Raw genomic sequence first — 14,618 nt, forward strand, 5'->3', positions numbered from 1 at the left:
TCTTCAGCGGCCCTTGAATGCTGCACCGCGTTTGTCGCGGAAGGCCGCCAAGCCTTCCTTGAAATCCTCACTACGACTCGACAATTCGAGTGCCAATGCCTCGTTCTGGAGATGGCGGTCAAGGTCGAGGCCGTTGGCGCTGTGCAGCAACCACTTGGTGAGTCCGAGCGAAACCGTGGGCGCTTCACCCAGTTCTCTGACGAGTTGTTCGGCCACCGAGGGCAATTCGTCGGATGCGCAGGCGCCGTGGATGATGCCCCACTCGGCGGCGCACGTTCCGTCGATTTCCCGGCCGAGCATCAGCAGCTGTCGGGTGCGTACCAATCCGATGAGTCGTGGCAGTAACCAGGCTGCGCCGCTGTCGGGGGTGAAGCCGCGCGCCATGAACGGCTCCCAGAACCGGGCGTCGTCGGCGGCGACGCAGAAGTCTGATGCCAGCGCGATGTGGAAGCCCAGGCCGATCGCCCAACCTCGGACCACGGCGACAATGGGCACCTGCGTCTGAAGCATCAACGGAATCAGCCGATTTGCCTTGTTCGGTAGGCGGCGCTGCGTGCTGCCCACGCGTGGTTTCCGTTCGGATTTTGCGTTGTTGGCGATCAGGTCCGCGCCCGCGCAGAAATCCGGTCCGGTGGCGTCGATCCTGATGACCCGCACCGATTCGTCGGTGCCGGCATCGACCAGATGACCGATCATCGCGTCCAGCATCGCGTCGTTGACGGCATTACGGCGTTCGGCGCGGTCGAGGGTCAGCCGCAGGGTCGGGCCCTGCTGTTCGGCCAGAAGGCCGGGAACACTGCGGTAACTCATGTGCTCAGCGCTCGGCGAACTGTTCCGTTACGGCGGTCAGCAATTCGCCGAGGTTCGTCGCGCCGCCCGGCGGGTCGGGCAGGCGCACGGGCCCTCGGTCGCGGCTGGGCAGCAGGATGGTCGCGTGTCCCGGCGCGGTGATCTGGCCGCGGTGGTTGGTCGCCGCGAGTTCGAGGTCGACGGCGGGGCGTTCACCGTCGGCGAGGTACTTGCGGACGACGGTACCGGTGACGGTGTGGACGTCGCCGACGTAATTGAACAGACGAAACTCGCAATCGAGCTTCCACAGCCAGGCGTCATCACCCATCCAGTCCGTGCACAAGTGGATCAACCACGTCTCGCGCATGCGCCCGTAGTCGAACGTGGTGGGATTGCCCGCGTTGCGCGCGGCGTCGGGCTCCCAGTGCACGCGTTGCTGGGCATCGGGGACGCCGTACTCGTTGGGCGTGTAGAAGCGGGGGATGCGCTGCCGGTTCCGCCACGCCAGTCTCAACGGACGCACACCGTACATGCCCATACCCATGCCGACGTGCCAGCAGACCATGTCGGTGACCGTCAGCGGGCCCTTTGTCAGCGACCCCAAATCGTCGCCTTCGTCGACGTCTTCCCACCACCGCGGCTCGGCGCCGCGCGGGCTTTCGCGCCCGTAGCGTTCGTCGAGCTCGGCGATCTCGTCAGCGGTCCACGTCTTGAGTTGGACGGCTTCGTATTTCTTCCGGCCCCGCGCCTTGCTGCGCTCGGTGCGAATCATGTTGCGGTACTGGCCGCCCAAGATCGTGCCCTCGTCGTCGCGGAACACCTGGGCGGACCATTCGTGGATGGCGCGGCCGGCAAACTCACTGCTCTTGTCGAGCGCGGCCACCAGGGCATTGCGCCTGAAGACGCGGTGGTTGGCGCGCAGCGGCGCCCACCATTCCCGAGCAGATGAGGCGTAGAAGGCATGCACCCCGCGCAGTGGATCGCCCTTGGTCAGTGCGCGGTCCTCGTCCGAGAGTGTCGTGACTTCGTCCTCCCCGATCAGCGTGTCGCCGCCGACGAGGGCCGGTGGGGCCACAGACTCTCCCCATACAGACTTCGCGGCGTATTCGGGATCGGCCCACAGCGGGTTGGCGTCACCGTAGCTTTCGGCGACGTGACGAAACGTGTCCTCGTTGGGGCGGTAGTAGTGCGGTGGCTGCGTGTGCGGGACGGCAATGCCGATGGTAGCCCGCAACCTGGCCAATCCCTCGTCGGTGATCCGCCCCGTCTGCCCCATCGGATTGCCTCCTCGTTGTGGCGGCCCGTGTCGTCGCCCGGACAAGGTGGAAATTAAGATACCCGAAAAACGGAAACGCCGTTAACGCAGGGGTGAACGAGATGTCAGAACAAGCATCCGGAATCGTGTGTGCGATCGGCGCCGACGGCGTCGCGCGGGTGACAATAGATCGCCAGGAAACGGGAAACTCGTTGTCTCCGTTGGCGCGTGACGAACTAACCGAAGCCTTCGTACGGGCCAATGACAACCCCGCCGTCCGCGCGGTGCTGTTGAGCGCCAGCGGCACCCGGCACTTCTGCGCCGGGGCCGGCCTCGCACCGCAACCGGCGGGCGCCGGGGCCGCCGTCGAGCCGGTGCAAAAGCGTCCGGGTGACATCGCGCGGATGCTTCAGCAGGGCTGGCAGCGGCTGGTCGCGTCCATTCTCGACTGTGACAAGCCGGTGGTCGCGGCGGTCAAGGGCACGGCCGCCGGGGCGGGCGCGAGCTTGGTTCTGGCTTCCGATCTCGTCGTGATGTCAACGGAGGCAAAGCTTGTCGAGGCGTTTGTGCATCGTGGAATCCTGCCGGATTCCGGCGCCATCCACCTCCTGACGAGGATCGTCGGCCTGCGCAAGGCGACCGAATTACTGATGCTCGGTGAGCCGGTCGACGCGGCCGCCTGCGAAAGGCTGGGACTGGTCAATCGGGTGACCGCGCCGGACGACACCGACGCGGTCGCCGAGGAACTCGCCGGACGGTTGGCCGCGGGCCCGACGGTGATGCTGACGCTGACCAAGCGGCTGCTGTCGGTGTCGTCGGAGTCGGATCGGCACCGCGCATTCGAGCAGGAGGCCTGGGCGCAGGAGGTGGTGTCGCGCACGGCGGACCTGCAAGAAGGCCTGGTGTCGTTCGCCGAACGCCGGAAGCCCAAGTTCCTCGGCCGCTGACCTTCCGCGTCAGCCCGCGATGGGTCCGCCCCGAATGGTGAACGCGGCGCTGTCGTCGATCTCGTCGATAGACGACGCCACCGACTCCGCGGTCAGCGCCGTGTCCTCGATTCCCTTGGTGACACCGATGAACACGCGTGACACTTTGCCCGCGCCCACCGAGTAGATGTGCGCGGTGCGGTCGCACGACCGATGACACAGATAGACCACGACGGGCGTGACGAGCTCGGGATGCATGGCCTTGCCGGCGTCACCCATGATGTTTTCCGTCATCCGGGTCCGCGCTATCGGGGCGATGGCGTTGACGGCGATGCCGTTGCGGGCGCCCTCGATCGCGAGAACGTGCATCATGCCGACCAGGCCCATCTTGGCGGCGCCGTAGTTGGCTTGACCGAAATTTCCGAAAAGGCCGGTGCCCGAGGTCGTCTGAACGATTCGGCCGTAATTCTGCGCCCGCATGATCGGCCACACCGCCCGCGTGACGTTGAATGCGCCGGAGAGGTGCACGGCAATGACGGTGTCGACCTGCTCGGCGGTCATGTTCTTGAACGCCGCGTCGCGCAGAATCCCCGCGTTGTTCACCAGCACATCGACCTGCCCGAAGGCCTCCAGCGCGGCGGCCACGATCGCCGCACCGCCCTCCTCGGTGGCCACCGAGTCACCGTTGGCGATCGCCGTACCCCCGGCCGCGGTGATCTCGTCGACCACGGCCTGGGCGGCTGATATCGACGCCCCGTCGCCGTCCACCGAACTGCCCAGGTCGTTGACCACGACCCGGGCGCCGCGGCGGGCGAGCTCGAGTGCATGGCAGCGACCCAGTCCGCCGCCGGCCCCCGTGACGATGGCTACCTGGTTGTCGAAAGTCATTGAATGCATGGGTGAGAGGTTACATTTACCTAACCGAGAACAACCATTTGCATCTGAGGCGTCGGAGGAGGCTCATGACTGGCCCGGCTGAGTTGCTACGACATGCGCGCCGCAGAGCCGAAGAATTGCGGCCCCGCTACCGAGCGGCCGGTTTCTGGACGGCGGAGCCGATCGACCTGGTGGGACCCACCGCGGCGCGGCACCCTGCCCGGGTTGCCGTCGCGGATCGCGGCGCCGAACTGACCTACGGCGAACTGGACAAGCGCATCGACTCGGCCGCCCGAGCGATGGTCGACGCCGGCCTTGCTCCGGGTGGCGCAATCGTCGCGGTAGTCGGTAACGACGTGGACTCGGTGGTGTCGGTCCACGCGGCGCTGCGGGTGGACGCGGTGGTTCTGCTCGTGCCGCGCAGTGCCGGGGCGACGCAGATCGCCGACATCCTCACCCGCACCGGTGCACGATTCGGCGTAGCGCCGAACTGGGCGACGATCGCCGACGCGGAGCTGTCCGGTCTCTGCGATTGGATCGAACTCGGTGACGATGGCCGAACGGGTACCACCCGGCCGCCGCGGCCGGTGCGGTCAGCCGATGAGCCGTGCTTTGTGCTTTACACCTCGGGCACAACCGCTCGGCCCAAGGGCGTGATTCATTCGCTGAGCACGCTGGCCAAGGCTTCGGCGAATTACATTGCGGCGGCGGGCCTGGGTTCCGACGACCGCATCTTCTTGATCAGCCCGCTCGCGTCGGTCACCGGGGTGTTGCAGGCGCTGTTCATCGGTCCGATGCTGGCGGCTCCAGTGATTCTGGAAGATCGCTGGGACCCGGCGGCGACCTGCGACCTCCTGGTCAGCTCGGGTGCGACGTGGTACGGGGGCCCGGACCGGTTGCTCGACCGGATGCTCGACCAGGCCGTGGCGCGCGGCGCCGTCGTCCCGTTACGCGCGGTGTATCTGGGCGGCACGATGCTGGACCGGCGGATCGTCGAACGCATCGAAGACGAGTTCGGCATCGTTGTGATGCGCGCCTATGGATCCTCGGAGACCCCGGTCAGCACGTCCGGTCTGCGGACCGAACCCCGAGACATCCGCCATGCCGACGACGGTGTGGCGCTCGGCGACGTCGACGTGCGCGTCGGATCCGAGTCCGAACCCACCGAGTGCTGCATCAAGGGTCCGCACACGTTTCTCGGTTACACCGACGCCGAGGACGACGAATACGCGTTCGAGGGGGAGTGGTTCCGAACCGGTGATGTGGCGGAGGTGGTCGGCGGCCGGGTTCGGATCGTCGGCCGGATCAAGGACATCGTGATTCGTAACGGGCTGAAGATCCCGGCCGCCGAAGTGGAGGAAGCGGTCTCGAGGATCGGTGGGATACGCGAATGCGCCGCTTATTCCGTTTCCGATCCCACCACCGGTGAGCGATTGGCTATGGCGGTCGTGCTCGAACCCGGCGTCGAGATCTCGCTCGCCGAGATCGCCCGGACCCTGGGCGCGGAGGGATTGCCGAAATACAAACTGCCCGAAGAACTTGTCTTCTGGGACGAGCCGCTGCCCGTCAACGCCAACGGCAAAGTCGACCGCTCCAAACTCGAAGCGCGGTCGGTCGGGCGGCAGCGGCTGCTCGCCGACCGTCTCGCCACTACCGGATGAGAGATCCCGCCGCCGAACCTAGTCGGCAGCGGGACGGAAGACCGGGACGACGAATCCGTCTTCGTCGTCGCGGAAGGCGATCACCAATTGCATGTCGGCGCGCAAATCTTCGACGCGGCAATTCTCCACGACCGTCATCAGCCGCGGTCCCTCCTCGAGGTCGACCATCGCCAGCACGTACGGCATGCGCACGTCGAAAGGTGCGGCGTTTTGGTGGATGACGCTCCACGTGTAGAGCCGCGCGCGACCGGTTGCCGGCGCCAACTCGACGTCCTCAGCCCAACAATGCGGACAGAACGGCCTGGCGTACAACGATTTGCGACCGCAGGACCGGCAGGCATTCACCAACAGCCGCCGGTCCTGCGTGGCTGACCACCACGCCTGACCATCGGCGTCGATCGTGGGGCGATCAGGAGCCGTCATCGCTACCTTCCGAGAATCATTGTGGCGCTGTGGGTGAAAAAGCCCCCCATCGCGTGGACGCATGCCAACCTGGCGTCGGCGACCTGACGCGCTCCGCATTCACCGCGCAACTGCCGCACCGCCTCCACCATGAGGAACATTCCTCGCATACCCGGGTGACACGACGCCAGGCCCCCGCCATCGGTGTTGGTCGGCAGCGAGCCGCCCGGGCGAAGCGCTCCGGACTCTATGAAGGGGCCGCCTTCTCCCTTGGCGCAGAAGCCGAGGTCCTCCACGGTCAGCAGGACGGTGGACGTGAAGGAGTCGTAGAGCTGACACACATCGATGTCGGCCGGGCTGACCCCCGCCCGCGCGAACGCGAGTGGCCCCGAGCGCGCCGCCGGCGACGTCGTGAAATCGGGCCACTGGCCCATGCTGACGTGCGACGCCGCGTCGGCCGTGCCAAGAATCCACACCGGATCCTTCGCGCAATCTCTGGCGACGCGCTCGCTGGCGAGCACGACGGCACCGCCACCGTCGGTGCGCAGGCACACATGCTTGGAGGTGAACGGGTCCGCCAGTAGCGGCGCGGCTGCGACGTCGGCAACGGTGATGCGGTCTCGCTCGAATGCGTTGTCGTTCATGGCTGCCCACTCGTGGGCCGCGACGGCGACTTCGGCCAGTTGGTCGACGGTGGTGCCGAATTGGATCATGTGGCGCCGGGCTGCCATGGCGTACTTGGCGATGAGGGTCGCGCCGTAGGGGGCCTCGTACTGCAGGGCACCGCCGGTTGCCATCGCGGCAGCCGACGCGCGCAGCTGTCGCTTGACGTCGGAGCGTGCGGTCGATCCGTAGGTCAACAGAGCGACCTCGATTTCGCCGGCCGCGATCGCGGCGGCGGCATGGCCGGCCATCACTTCCCAGGAGGATCCGCCGACATTGGTCGCATCGACCCAGGTAGGCCGCAGGCCGAGGTACTCGCTGACTTCCACGGGGGGAAGCAATGTTCCGTGCCCGCCGAAACCGTCGATGTCCTCCTTCGTGAGCCCCGCATCGGCGACCGCCCGCCGCGAGGACTGGGCCATCAGCGCCATGGCGGTCTTGTCGGGCACCCGGCCGCAGTCGGACAAGGCTGCGCCGACGATGGCGACGCGGTTCGATGACATAGCTCATGGTTATCACATCGACGTGGCGTCCGATAACGACCGTTGACAATATTGTGGAAACGTTATTCTCGGTCGGCTACCGTGAGCCTATGACGACGGCGCTGCGGGACGCCTTGCGGGCAGAGACGCTGGTGTTGTGCCTCGCGCTGCTCCACGCGCGCACGCCCGACGTTCCGGCGATCGCTGCGGCGTGTGGATACGACGCGGTATACGTCGATCTCGAACACACATCGACGTCCCTGGATACCGCGCAGATGCTGTGCGCGAGCGCGCTCGGCGCGGGGATCTCCGGCCTGGTGCGGGTGCCGTCTAACGATCCCAGTGTCATCGCCCGCGTCCTGGACGCCGGCGCGGTGGGAGTTATTGTGCCACATATAAATTCGAAACAAGAGGTCGAAGGAGTCGTGCAGGCCGCACGATTTCCACCGATCGGCAACCGGTCCATTTCGGGTCCCAACGCGGTCAGCGGATACGCACCGCGAACAGCGCCCCAATTGGTGGAGCTGCTCGAACGGCGCACGGTCGTGGCCGTGATGATCGAGACCCCGGAAGCCGTCGAGGCAGCCGACTCCATCGCGGCCGTCGACGGTGTCGACATGATTCTCATCGGACCGAGCGATCTGACCGCCGAAATGGGCATCCATGGACAGTATGAGAATGAGCATTTCCACAGTGCAGTAGAATCGGTCGCGGCGGCTTGTCGTAGTCACGGCGTGGCGCTCGGTATCGCCGGAATAAAGTCGGTTGACCTGCTGAATCGATTCGTGGGATTGGGATTGCGATTCATCTCGGCGGGGACCGATGTCGGGATGATGACCGAGGCGGCCTCAGCCCGTGCGCAAGCGCTTCGCGGACTGCAGAGCCACCGCGACGACTGACATCGACAACCGAAAGCGACGCCCACACACCAGGAGGACCGGATGCCGACAGCCATCTACACCGAACGCGTCACCGACCCAATGGCGTGGACCGGCGCGGACTTCACGAGCAAGGAAGACTTCGCCTTCGACCTGTCCGCCCGCAATGTGGCTGCGCTGGAATCGATCCTGGCCAAGACGGCGAACAAGGACCGCGATGACATCACGCCACAGGATGCTCGGCACCCCGACCTCGACGACGATCTGGCGCGACTCTACCACGATCTGATGTTCGGCAAGGGTCTGGCCTGCGTGCGCGGCTTCCCGGTCGAGCAGCATTCGATTGAGGACCTCGAGCGCATCTACTGGGCGTTCTGCACGCACCTCGGCTATCTGGTGTCGAACAACTCCTTTGGTCACCGCATGGTGCGCGTTCAGGAAGAGATCCTGCCGGGCGGCGTGCAGCCCGCTCGCGGCACGAAGTCTCGTGCCGAACTCGCGATGCACAACGACGCCGCCGACATCCTGTCGCTGCTGTGCGTCTACCCGGCGGCCCAAGGCGGCGAAAGCCAGTTCGCCAGCGGCCCGGCCGCGCACAATCGGATCCTGGCCGAACGCCCCGACCTGCTCGACGTGCTCTACGAGGGCTTTCCGCACCACCGACGCAGCGAACAACCCGATGACCAGCCCGATGTCACGCCCTACAACGTCCCGGTCTTCTCCCAGATCAACGGGCGAATCTGCATCAACTTCACCTACAGCAGCATCCTGCCGGCCATGAAGACGCTCGGGCGTGAATTCACCCCGAAGCAAGAGGAGGCCATCGAACTGCTGCGCAACATACTCGTCGACCAACAGGTCGAATTCCGTTTGGAGTCCGGGGAAGCGGCCGTGGCGAACAACTTCGCGATGTGCCACTCCCGGTCGGACTTTGTCAGCAGCGACGACCCCAAGAAGGCCCGCTGCTTCCTGCGCGCCTGGATGGAGGTCCCGCGCGAAGATCGTCGGCTGCCGATCGGTCGCGAGTACTTCCACATGGAAAACAAGGATCTGCGGCTCGGGTACGACGTGGTGCCCGGGCGCGACGGCGCGATCGCGCGCAACGACTACCGCAACGTCGACACGGCGCTGGCCGACATGTTCAAGGCGGCACAGGCCAAACCCAAGGCACGGCCATGAAAGGCGCACGACAAAGATGACCGGCGCGCTACGACCGCGGTTGGTCGTCGAGCGGTGGACTGACCCCGCCGCGGCGGACGTCCTGGAACTGTCCGGCATCGACATCGTCAAACTCGATCTGACCGCACCCGCCGAATCAGGCTGGGCGGCATTGGAGTCCGCGCACGGCTACCAAGTCGCCACGCGAACCGATGTTGCCTCCGTGGCCGACGGCGCACAGTGGCTGGCCGGTGAGGCATTGATCGCGCGCTGCCCGTGCCTGCTGGCCGTCTGCTCGGCAGGAGCCGGATATGACGTCATCGATGTCGATGCCTGCACCCGCGCGGGGATAGCGGTGTGTAACAACTCTGGGCCGGGAGCGGAGGCGGTGGCCGAGCACGCTCTGGGATTCATGCTCGACCTCGCCAAGAAGATCACCGTCTCCGACCGCGCGCTACGGAGCGGTCCGCTTCGCGATCGGCTGGCCCTGCGGGGAACTCAGCTGTTCGGCAAGACGCTCGGTGTCGTCGGGCTCGGTGCCATCGGGGGCCGCCTCGTCGAGTTGTGTGCGCCGTTCGGCATGGAGGTGCTGGTCTTCGATCCATACCTCGACGAGACGACCGCGCGGTCTCGCGGTGTGCAGCAAGTGACGCTCGCCGAGCTCGTCGAACGTTCGGACTTCGTGCAGGTTACGTGCCCTCTGACGAGCGAGACGCGCGGACTCATCGGCAGAACGCAATTCGCCGCGATGAAGCCGACCGCCTTCTTCATCACCACGGCGCGGGCCTGTCCATGACGAGGCGGCGCTGCTCGACGCGCTCGTCAGCGGCGGAATCGCCGGCGCGGGCCTCGATGTGTTCCACGAGGAGCCGCCCCGGCAGGACAACCCGCTGCTGCAACTCGACAACGTCGTTGCGACGCCGCACACAGCGGGCATCACGGTGGAGGCCGCGCGGGACATCGCCGTCGCCACCGCGACTCAGTGGCAGACGATCTTCGAAGGCCGCATGCCGCCTCGCTTGTTAAACCCGCAAGTCTGGCCTCGCTATTGCGAACGATTCCACGACATCCTTGGTGTTCACCCGACCGCGCGCGTCCCCGCGGCGGCGGAGTGAAACGACTACCCCCCAACGAGTGTGAGAGAAGGACCGTGACTTGGCGACACACTACGACACGATCGAGGTCGAGGTCAGGGGCCATGCCGCCTGCGTGACCCTCAACCGTCCTGAGGTGCTCAACGCGATCAACGACGAGATGATCGCCGAACTGGCCGTGGCTTATGCGGAAATCGAACGCTCGCAAGATATCTGGACCGTGATCATCACGGGTGCCGGCCGTGCGTTGTGCGTCGGAGCCGACGTCAACAAGGCCGCCGACCACGACATGGAGAACGCGGCAGGCATCGACAACCAGGGCGAACCCATCCTCAGCTCGATGCGGCAGTGGGACGCCCCGCAGGAGGCGACACCGCCGTGGCTGCAGATGACCAAGCCGATCATCTGCGCGGTGAACGGCATCGCCTGTGGGGCGGGAATGGACCTGGTGACCACGGCGGACATCACCATCGCGTCCGAGCGCGCGACGTTGATGGACCCGCATGTCAGCATCGGCGTGACATCCGGGCGCGAAGGGGTCAGGCTCGCCCGTGTGCTCCCGCTGCCCGTGGCGATGCGGCTGATCCTGATGGGCAAACACGAAAAGCTCAACGCGCAGCGCGCTTATGACTTGGGCGTCTTCACCGAAGTGGTCCCGCACGATGAGCTCATGGCGCGCGCCTGGGAGATCGCCGACATCGTGAATTCGAATGCACCGCTGGCGGTGCGTGGTTCACGTATGGCCGTGCGCAAAGGTCTGACGATGCCCATATACGAGGCGGAACTGCTCGCCGAGAATTACCGGATGAAGGTGGCGCTGACGAAGGATGCCATCGAGGGGCCGCGCGCCTTCCTCGAGAAGCGCCAGCCGCAGTGGAAGGCGCTGTAGGGCTCGACCGGCTGCGTTACACCATCCCGAAGAAGTTCTTTGCGTTGGTGGACAGCACCTTTCGCTTGGTCTCCTCGTCCAGGCCCTCCGTCGCCTTGTTTGCGACCTCGAGACTCCGCGGCCAGTTCGTGTCGTTGTGCGGGTAATCGGTCTCGAACATGAGTTGGTCCGGCCCGACCAGATCCAGGATGCGGAACGCGACCGGATCGCCGAAGGTGGAGAACCACACTCGTCCGGGCACCTGGCTGCTCGGCGGTTCGGTCAAGAGGGGGTGTATGCCGCCCCACGCGCGCCGGTCCTCCCAGACCTCGTCGACACGCTGCAGGTAGTAGGGGATCCAGCCCGCTTGCGCCTCGGCGAACGCGAGCTTGAGGCCGGGGAACTGCATGAGCTTGCCGGAGAACAGCCAGTCGACCATGGCGATGGTGCAGTTGACGGCCATCAGTGCGCTCGTCACGACATGCGGGGAGTCCGGAGAGGACTTGGTCAGCGAAGAACTCGATCCGATGTGGAGCATGATCCCCACCTGGTTTCGCTCGCACGCGGCGAAGAACGGGTCCCAATAGCCGCTGTGAATGGACGGCAGGTCCAGGCGAGAGGGCAGCTCGGAGAAGCACACCGCGCGCATCCCCCGGGCGGCCACCCTTTCGACCTCTTTCGCGGCGAGCTCGACGTCCCAGAGCGGGATGATGCCGAGCGGGATCAGCCGACCGTTCGAGCTGCCACCCCACTCGTCGATCTGGAAGTCGTTGTAGGCCTCGACACAGAGCCTGGCGAGCTCCTTGTCCTTGCCGTACAGGAAGCGTTGGCCGCAAAAGCGTACGAGGGTGTTGGGAAAGCAGGCCGAGGCTTCGATGCCGGCAATGTCCATGTCCGCGAGCCGATCCGCGGGACGGTAGCAGCCGGGGCGCATCTCGTCATAGGTGATCGGGTCGGTGGTGAGTTCGTCGATTTCATAGCCGGCGGCCGCGCTGATGAGCGGGATCGGGATAACCGCGTCCTCGTAGTGCCAGATGTCCGCGTCGCGGCCCTCGTCGTCCTCGACGAAAGCCACATCGGACGTGACGGATGGATCCATGCGCCCGCGCGTGCGAACGATCCGCGGGCCGATGTCGCGATAGCGCTCGGGCAGCCGGCTGGTCCACAAATCGGCCGGCTCCACCAGATGGTCGTCCGGCGAGACGATGAGGATGTCTGCGCTCAACGCTGCACTCCTTCGAAAACGGCCCATGGCTTCAGTGAGTGGCACACGGATTCAGAAATGAGAATGACCGTTTCCACGGTACCGCATCAGGCGGCCCGGCGCGCCGGGGCACCTCTGGACTGCCGTCGGACCAAGGCTCCTCGGAGGCGTACCGGCTCTGGGAGAACCGCCCCAGTGCGGGCCGCCGTCGAACCTTCGGGGCCGATGCCGGCAGTAATCACTTACCCGCAGTGAGAATCAACATGCACGTGTAGGTAGATCGCACATTTTCCGCGTCGGGCGGGTAGTCTTTCCGCATTATGCCTACGAAGAAGCCCGCCGGTCCCGAAACCGAAACCGGCTTGGAATTGGTCGACAACAACGTCGAGCTGCACGGCTCGTGGCAGCAACGCACGATCGAGCGGCGTCTGAGTTCTGCCAGAGCGCGTGCACTCGCGCGCAGTTCGCGGTTCCTGGCCACCGCGCTGGAATTGGTAGAGGAGTCGGGCAAGGCCGATTTCACGATCCAGACCCTCATCGACAGGTCGAATCTCAGCCTGCGAGCGTTCTACCAACACTTCGCGGGTAAAGAAGAACTGATGTTGGCGCTCTATGAGAACGTCACGAGTCAGTTCACCGAGGACATTCGCCACGATGTCGCGGCCGCCGACGGTCCGATGGAGCAACTCGAGGCTTTCTGCCGGGGCGTTCTGTCCCGCGCGGAGTCGTCGGAAGCCGTCGGGGGCCGGGTCATGACGATCTACAACCTGAGCCTGGAGATCGAGCGGCCGGACGACTTCGCAAAGGTCTGGGAGCCGCACCTGAAGCTGCTGACGAAGATCCTCACGTCGTGTGCTCGGGCCGGATTGGTACGCACGGATCTGACCCCCGCGCAGCTGACCACGTTGCTGAACACCACGCTGACGGCGCTCGCTCAAATCGGCGTTTTTCATCTGGGCGGCAAGGGTTCCAAGCTGACGGAGGACCAGTTGTGGGCGTGGTGCAAACAGGCCGTCACGCCGCCCGCGTCGGACGTCAAAGCCAAGCCGGCGCGCAAGGCGCCGCGTGCCGCAGCCGGCGGACGGGCCGGACGGCCGAAGAAACTAACGGGGTAGGCCGAGCCCGCGCTGGGCGATGATGCTGCGCTGGATCTCGCTGGTGCCCGCATAGATCGTCGTGCCCAACGAGAATCGCAGCGAGTGGTCAAACCGCCCGCGTTCGGGAGCGGTCGGCTCGAGGTAGCTGCGTAGACCGTCCGGGCCGACGAGTTCGAACACGTCCTGGCTGGCACGCTCGAGCGCCTCGGTGCTGAACACCTTGGACATTGACCCCTCGGCCACCGGTATGTCGCCCTGCTCGACCATCCACACGCACCGGCGCTGCAGCAGCATCGACACCTCGGCCTCCATCGCGACGCGGGCGAGCCGGCGCCGGACGTCGGTATTGGCGATCGGCAGTGAGCCGTCGCCGGACGCGCTGGTGGTTGCCCAATGCTCGGCATGGTGCAGCAGCCGGATCAGGTGGGGCCCCCATCCGGACGCGTGCTCGTCTTGCAGCGACAGGCTGAGCACCTGCCAGCCGCCATCGACTTCGCCGATGCGCCACTCGTCGCCGATCCGGACGTCGCTGTAGAAGGTGATGTTGGTGCGTTCCCCGGAAAGCGTCCATACGGCTTGTGCCGCAAAGCCATCAGAGTCGCCCGGCACCAGGAACATCGTCAGGCCTTTGTGTTTCGGCTTGTCCGGGTTCGTGCGCGCAAGCAGGAACACGAAGTCGGCGAGGTGACCGTTGGTGGTGAACATCTTGGAGCCGTTGATCACCCACCCGTCGCCGTCGCGCACGGCGCGGGTGGCGGCCGCCGCGACGTCCGACCCGCATTCGGGTTCGGTGAAGCCGAGCGCAATGGTGATGTCGCCGTTGATGGCTCCGGTGAGGATGCGGTCCTTCAAGAAGGGGGTGCCGATCTCACGGATGATCGCCGCAACCATCCTGGTTGTCTCGGAGAGGTACACCGGCGCGTCATACCGCATCAGTTCCTCTTTGACGACCTGATCGTCCCATGCGTTGCGGCTCTGTCCGCCGAACTCGACGGGCCAGGCCGGAGCGAAATAGCCCTTGTCGACGAGACTTTTGGCGAACTCGTCGTCGTGTGCGACCCCGCTGCGGTAGATGCGTTCCTCGAATTCGGGGGTCAACACGTCGTGCAAGTGGGCACGGAGTCCGTCGCGGTAGGTCTCGGTCTCCGTATCGAGCTGAAAGTGCATGTATGCACGCCAATCTGTCGTGGCACGCGGCCCAGGACGGTACGCATGGCAATGTTAATCTCAATTTTGAGAGTAACCATATCCGCACGTGACGGGGC

General features: G+C 65.6%; 13 protein-coding genes and 1 pseudogene. 7 read left to right on the plus strand and 7 right to left on the minus strand.

Annotation, left to right across the window (positions count from 1 at the left end; genetic code table 11):
- Positions 1–3: 3 nt before the first annotated feature.
- Both P6281_RS09465 and P6281_RS09470 read right to left on the minus strand, forming a co-directional pair.
- The gene (locus P6281_RS09465; protein ID WP_009956480.1) at positions 4–810 is read right to left on the minus strand and encodes an enoyl-CoA hydratase/isomerase family protein; all 807 of its coding nucleotides are present in this window, start codon (positions 808–810) and stop codon (positions 4–6) included.
- A gap of 4 nt (positions 811–814) precedes the next feature.
- On the minus strand, positions 815–2,065 hold the full coding sequence (locus P6281_RS09470; protein ID WP_009956478.1) for a hypothetical protein: 1,251 nt from the start codon (positions 2,063–2,065) through the stop codon (positions 815–817).
- A 92-nt stretch (positions 2,066–2,157) separates the two neighbouring features.
- Between P6281_RS09470 and P6281_RS09475 the strand changes: the two genes are divergently transcribed.
- Complete coding sequence (locus P6281_RS09475; RefSeq protein WP_014384328.1) at positions 2,158–2,991, plus strand: enoyl-CoA hydratase/isomerase family protein; 834 nt, start codon at positions 2,158–2,160, stop codon at positions 2,989–2,991.
- Between the two features lie 9 nt (positions 2,992–3,000).
- On the opposite strand, the gene P6281_RS09480 is transcribed toward P6281_RS09475, so the two are convergent.
- Complete coding sequence (locus P6281_RS09480; protein ID WP_014384329.1) at positions 3,001–3,867, minus strand: SDR family NAD(P)-dependent oxidoreductase; 867 nt, start codon at positions 3,865–3,867, stop codon at positions 3,001–3,003.
- Between the two features lie 116 nt (positions 3,868–3,983).
- Here P6281_RS09480 and P6281_RS09485 point away from each other — a divergent pair, with 116 nt between their 5' ends.
- Complete coding sequence (locus P6281_RS09485) at positions 3,984–5,507, plus strand: class I adenylate-forming enzyme family protein (RefSeq protein WP_014941657.1); 1,524 nt, start codon at positions 3,984–3,986, stop codon at positions 5,505–5,507.
- Positions 5,508–5,525: 18 nt separating this feature from the next.
- On the opposite strand, the gene P6281_RS09490 is transcribed toward P6281_RS09485, so the two are convergent.
- Together P6281_RS09490 and P6281_RS09495 are read right to left on the minus strand one after the other, a co-directional pair.
- A complete protein-coding gene (locus P6281_RS09490; protein WP_023879882.1) occupies positions 5,526–5,930 on the minus strand; it encodes a Zn-ribbon domain-containing OB-fold protein in 405 nt (134 codons plus the stop codon).
- A gap of 2 nt (positions 5,931–5,932) precedes the next feature.
- Positions 5,933–7,075, minus strand: a complete 1,143-nt coding sequence (locus tag P6281_RS09495; protein ID WP_009956472.1) for an acetyl-CoA acetyltransferase — start codon at positions 7,073–7,075, stop codon at positions 5,933–5,935.
- A gap of 89 nt (positions 7,076–7,164) precedes the next feature.
- Here P6281_RS09495 and P6281_RS09500 point away from each other — a divergent pair, with 89 nt between their 5' ends.
- From P6281_RS09500 to P6281_RS09515, 4 genes and pseudogenes are all read left to right on the plus strand, one after another.
- Positions 7,165–7,953, plus strand: a complete 789-nt coding sequence (locus P6281_RS09500; protein ID WP_179960064.1) for an HpcH/HpaI aldolase family protein — start codon at positions 7,165–7,167, stop codon at positions 7,951–7,953.
- A gap of 42 nt (positions 7,954–7,995) precedes the next feature.
- Positions 7,996–9,111 (plus strand): TauD/TfdA family dioxygenase, encoded by a 1,116-nt coding sequence (locus P6281_RS09505; protein WP_014941661.1) that lies wholly within the window; start codon positions 7,996–7,998, stop codon positions 9,109–9,111.
- Positions 9,112–9,127: 16 nt separating this feature from the next.
- Positions 9,128–10,205, plus strand: a pseudogene (locus tag P6281_RS09510) (hydroxyacid dehydrogenase).
- Positions 10,206–10,245: 40 nt separating this feature from the next.
- Complete coding sequence (locus tag P6281_RS09515; protein WP_009956468.1) at positions 10,246–11,073, plus strand: enoyl-CoA hydratase/isomerase family protein; 828 nt, start codon at positions 10,246–10,248, stop codon at positions 11,071–11,073.
- A gap of 16 nt (positions 11,074–11,089) precedes the next feature.
- On the opposite strand, the gene P6281_RS09520 is transcribed toward P6281_RS09515, so the two are convergent.
- The gene (locus tag P6281_RS09520; protein ID WP_009956467.1) at positions 11,090–12,277 is read right to left on the minus strand and encodes an amidohydrolase family protein; all 1,188 of its coding nucleotides are present in this window, start codon (positions 12,275–12,277) and stop codon (positions 11,090–11,092) included.
- Positions 12,278–12,576: 299 nt separating this feature from the next.
- On the opposite strand from P6281_RS09520, the gene P6281_RS09525 reads away from it, so the two are divergent.
- Positions 12,577–13,371 carry a TetR/AcrR family transcriptional regulator gene (locus P6281_RS09525; RefSeq protein WP_009976174.1) on the plus strand — a complete coding sequence of 265 codons (795 nt, stop codon included), beginning with the start codon at positions 12,577–12,579 and terminating at the stop codon, positions 13,369–13,371.
- Here the strand turns inward: P6281_RS09525 and P6281_RS09530 are convergent.
- Positions 13,360–14,520 carry an acyl-CoA dehydrogenase family protein gene (locus P6281_RS09530; RefSeq protein ID WP_009956463.1) on the minus strand — a complete coding sequence of 387 codons (1,161 nt, stop codon included), beginning with the start codon at positions 14,518–14,520 and terminating at the stop codon, positions 13,360–13,362. The two genes, P6281_RS09525 and P6281_RS09530, sit on opposite strands and share 12 nt — an antisense overlap.
- Between the last annotated feature and the right edge of the window lie 98 nt (positions 14,521–14,618).

The organism is Mycobacterium sp. 5-140-3-2 (assembly GCF_035666375.1).
GTDB lineage: Bacteria > Actinomycetota > Actinomycetes > Mycobacteriales > Mycobacteriaceae > Mycobacterium > Mycobacterium intracellulare.

Excerpts from the sequence above, each read along its gene's own strand:
- P6281_RS09465 (WP_009956480.1), bottom strand. The coding sequence starts at position 810 with ATGAGTTACCGCAGTGTTCCCGGCCTTCTGGCCGAACAGCAGGGCCCG.
- P6281_RS09505 (WP_014941661.1), top strand. The coding sequence starts at position 7,996 with ATGCCGACAGCCATCTACACCGAACGCGTCACCGACCCAATGGCGTGG.
- P6281_RS09490 (WP_023879882.1), bottom strand. The coding sequence starts at position 5,930 with ATGACGGCTCCTGATCGCCCCACGATCGACGCCGATGGTCAGGCGTGG.
- P6281_RS09525 (WP_009976174.1), top strand. The coding sequence starts at position 12,577 with ATGCCTACGAAGAAGCCCGCCGGTCCCGAAACCGAAACCGGCTTGGAA.
- P6281_RS09470 (WP_009956478.1), bottom strand. The coding sequence starts at position 2,065 with ATGGGGCAGACGGGGCGGATCACCGACGAGGGATTGGCCAGGTTGCGG.
- P6281_RS09495 (WP_009956472.1), bottom strand. The coding sequence starts at position 7,075 with ATGTCATCGAACCGCGTCGCCATCGTCGGCGCAGCCTTGTCCGACTGC.
- P6281_RS09500 (WP_179960064.1), top strand. The coding sequence starts at position 7,165 with ATGACGACGGCGCTGCGGGACGCCTTGCGGGCAGAGACGCTGGTGTTG.
- P6281_RS09530 (WP_009956463.1), bottom strand. The coding sequence starts at position 14,520 with ATGCACTTTCAGCTCGATACGGAGACCGAGACCTACCGCGACGGACTC.
- P6281_RS09480 (WP_014384329.1), bottom strand. The coding sequence starts at position 3,867 with ATGCATTCAATGACTTTCGACAACCAGGTAGCCATCGTCACGGGGGCC.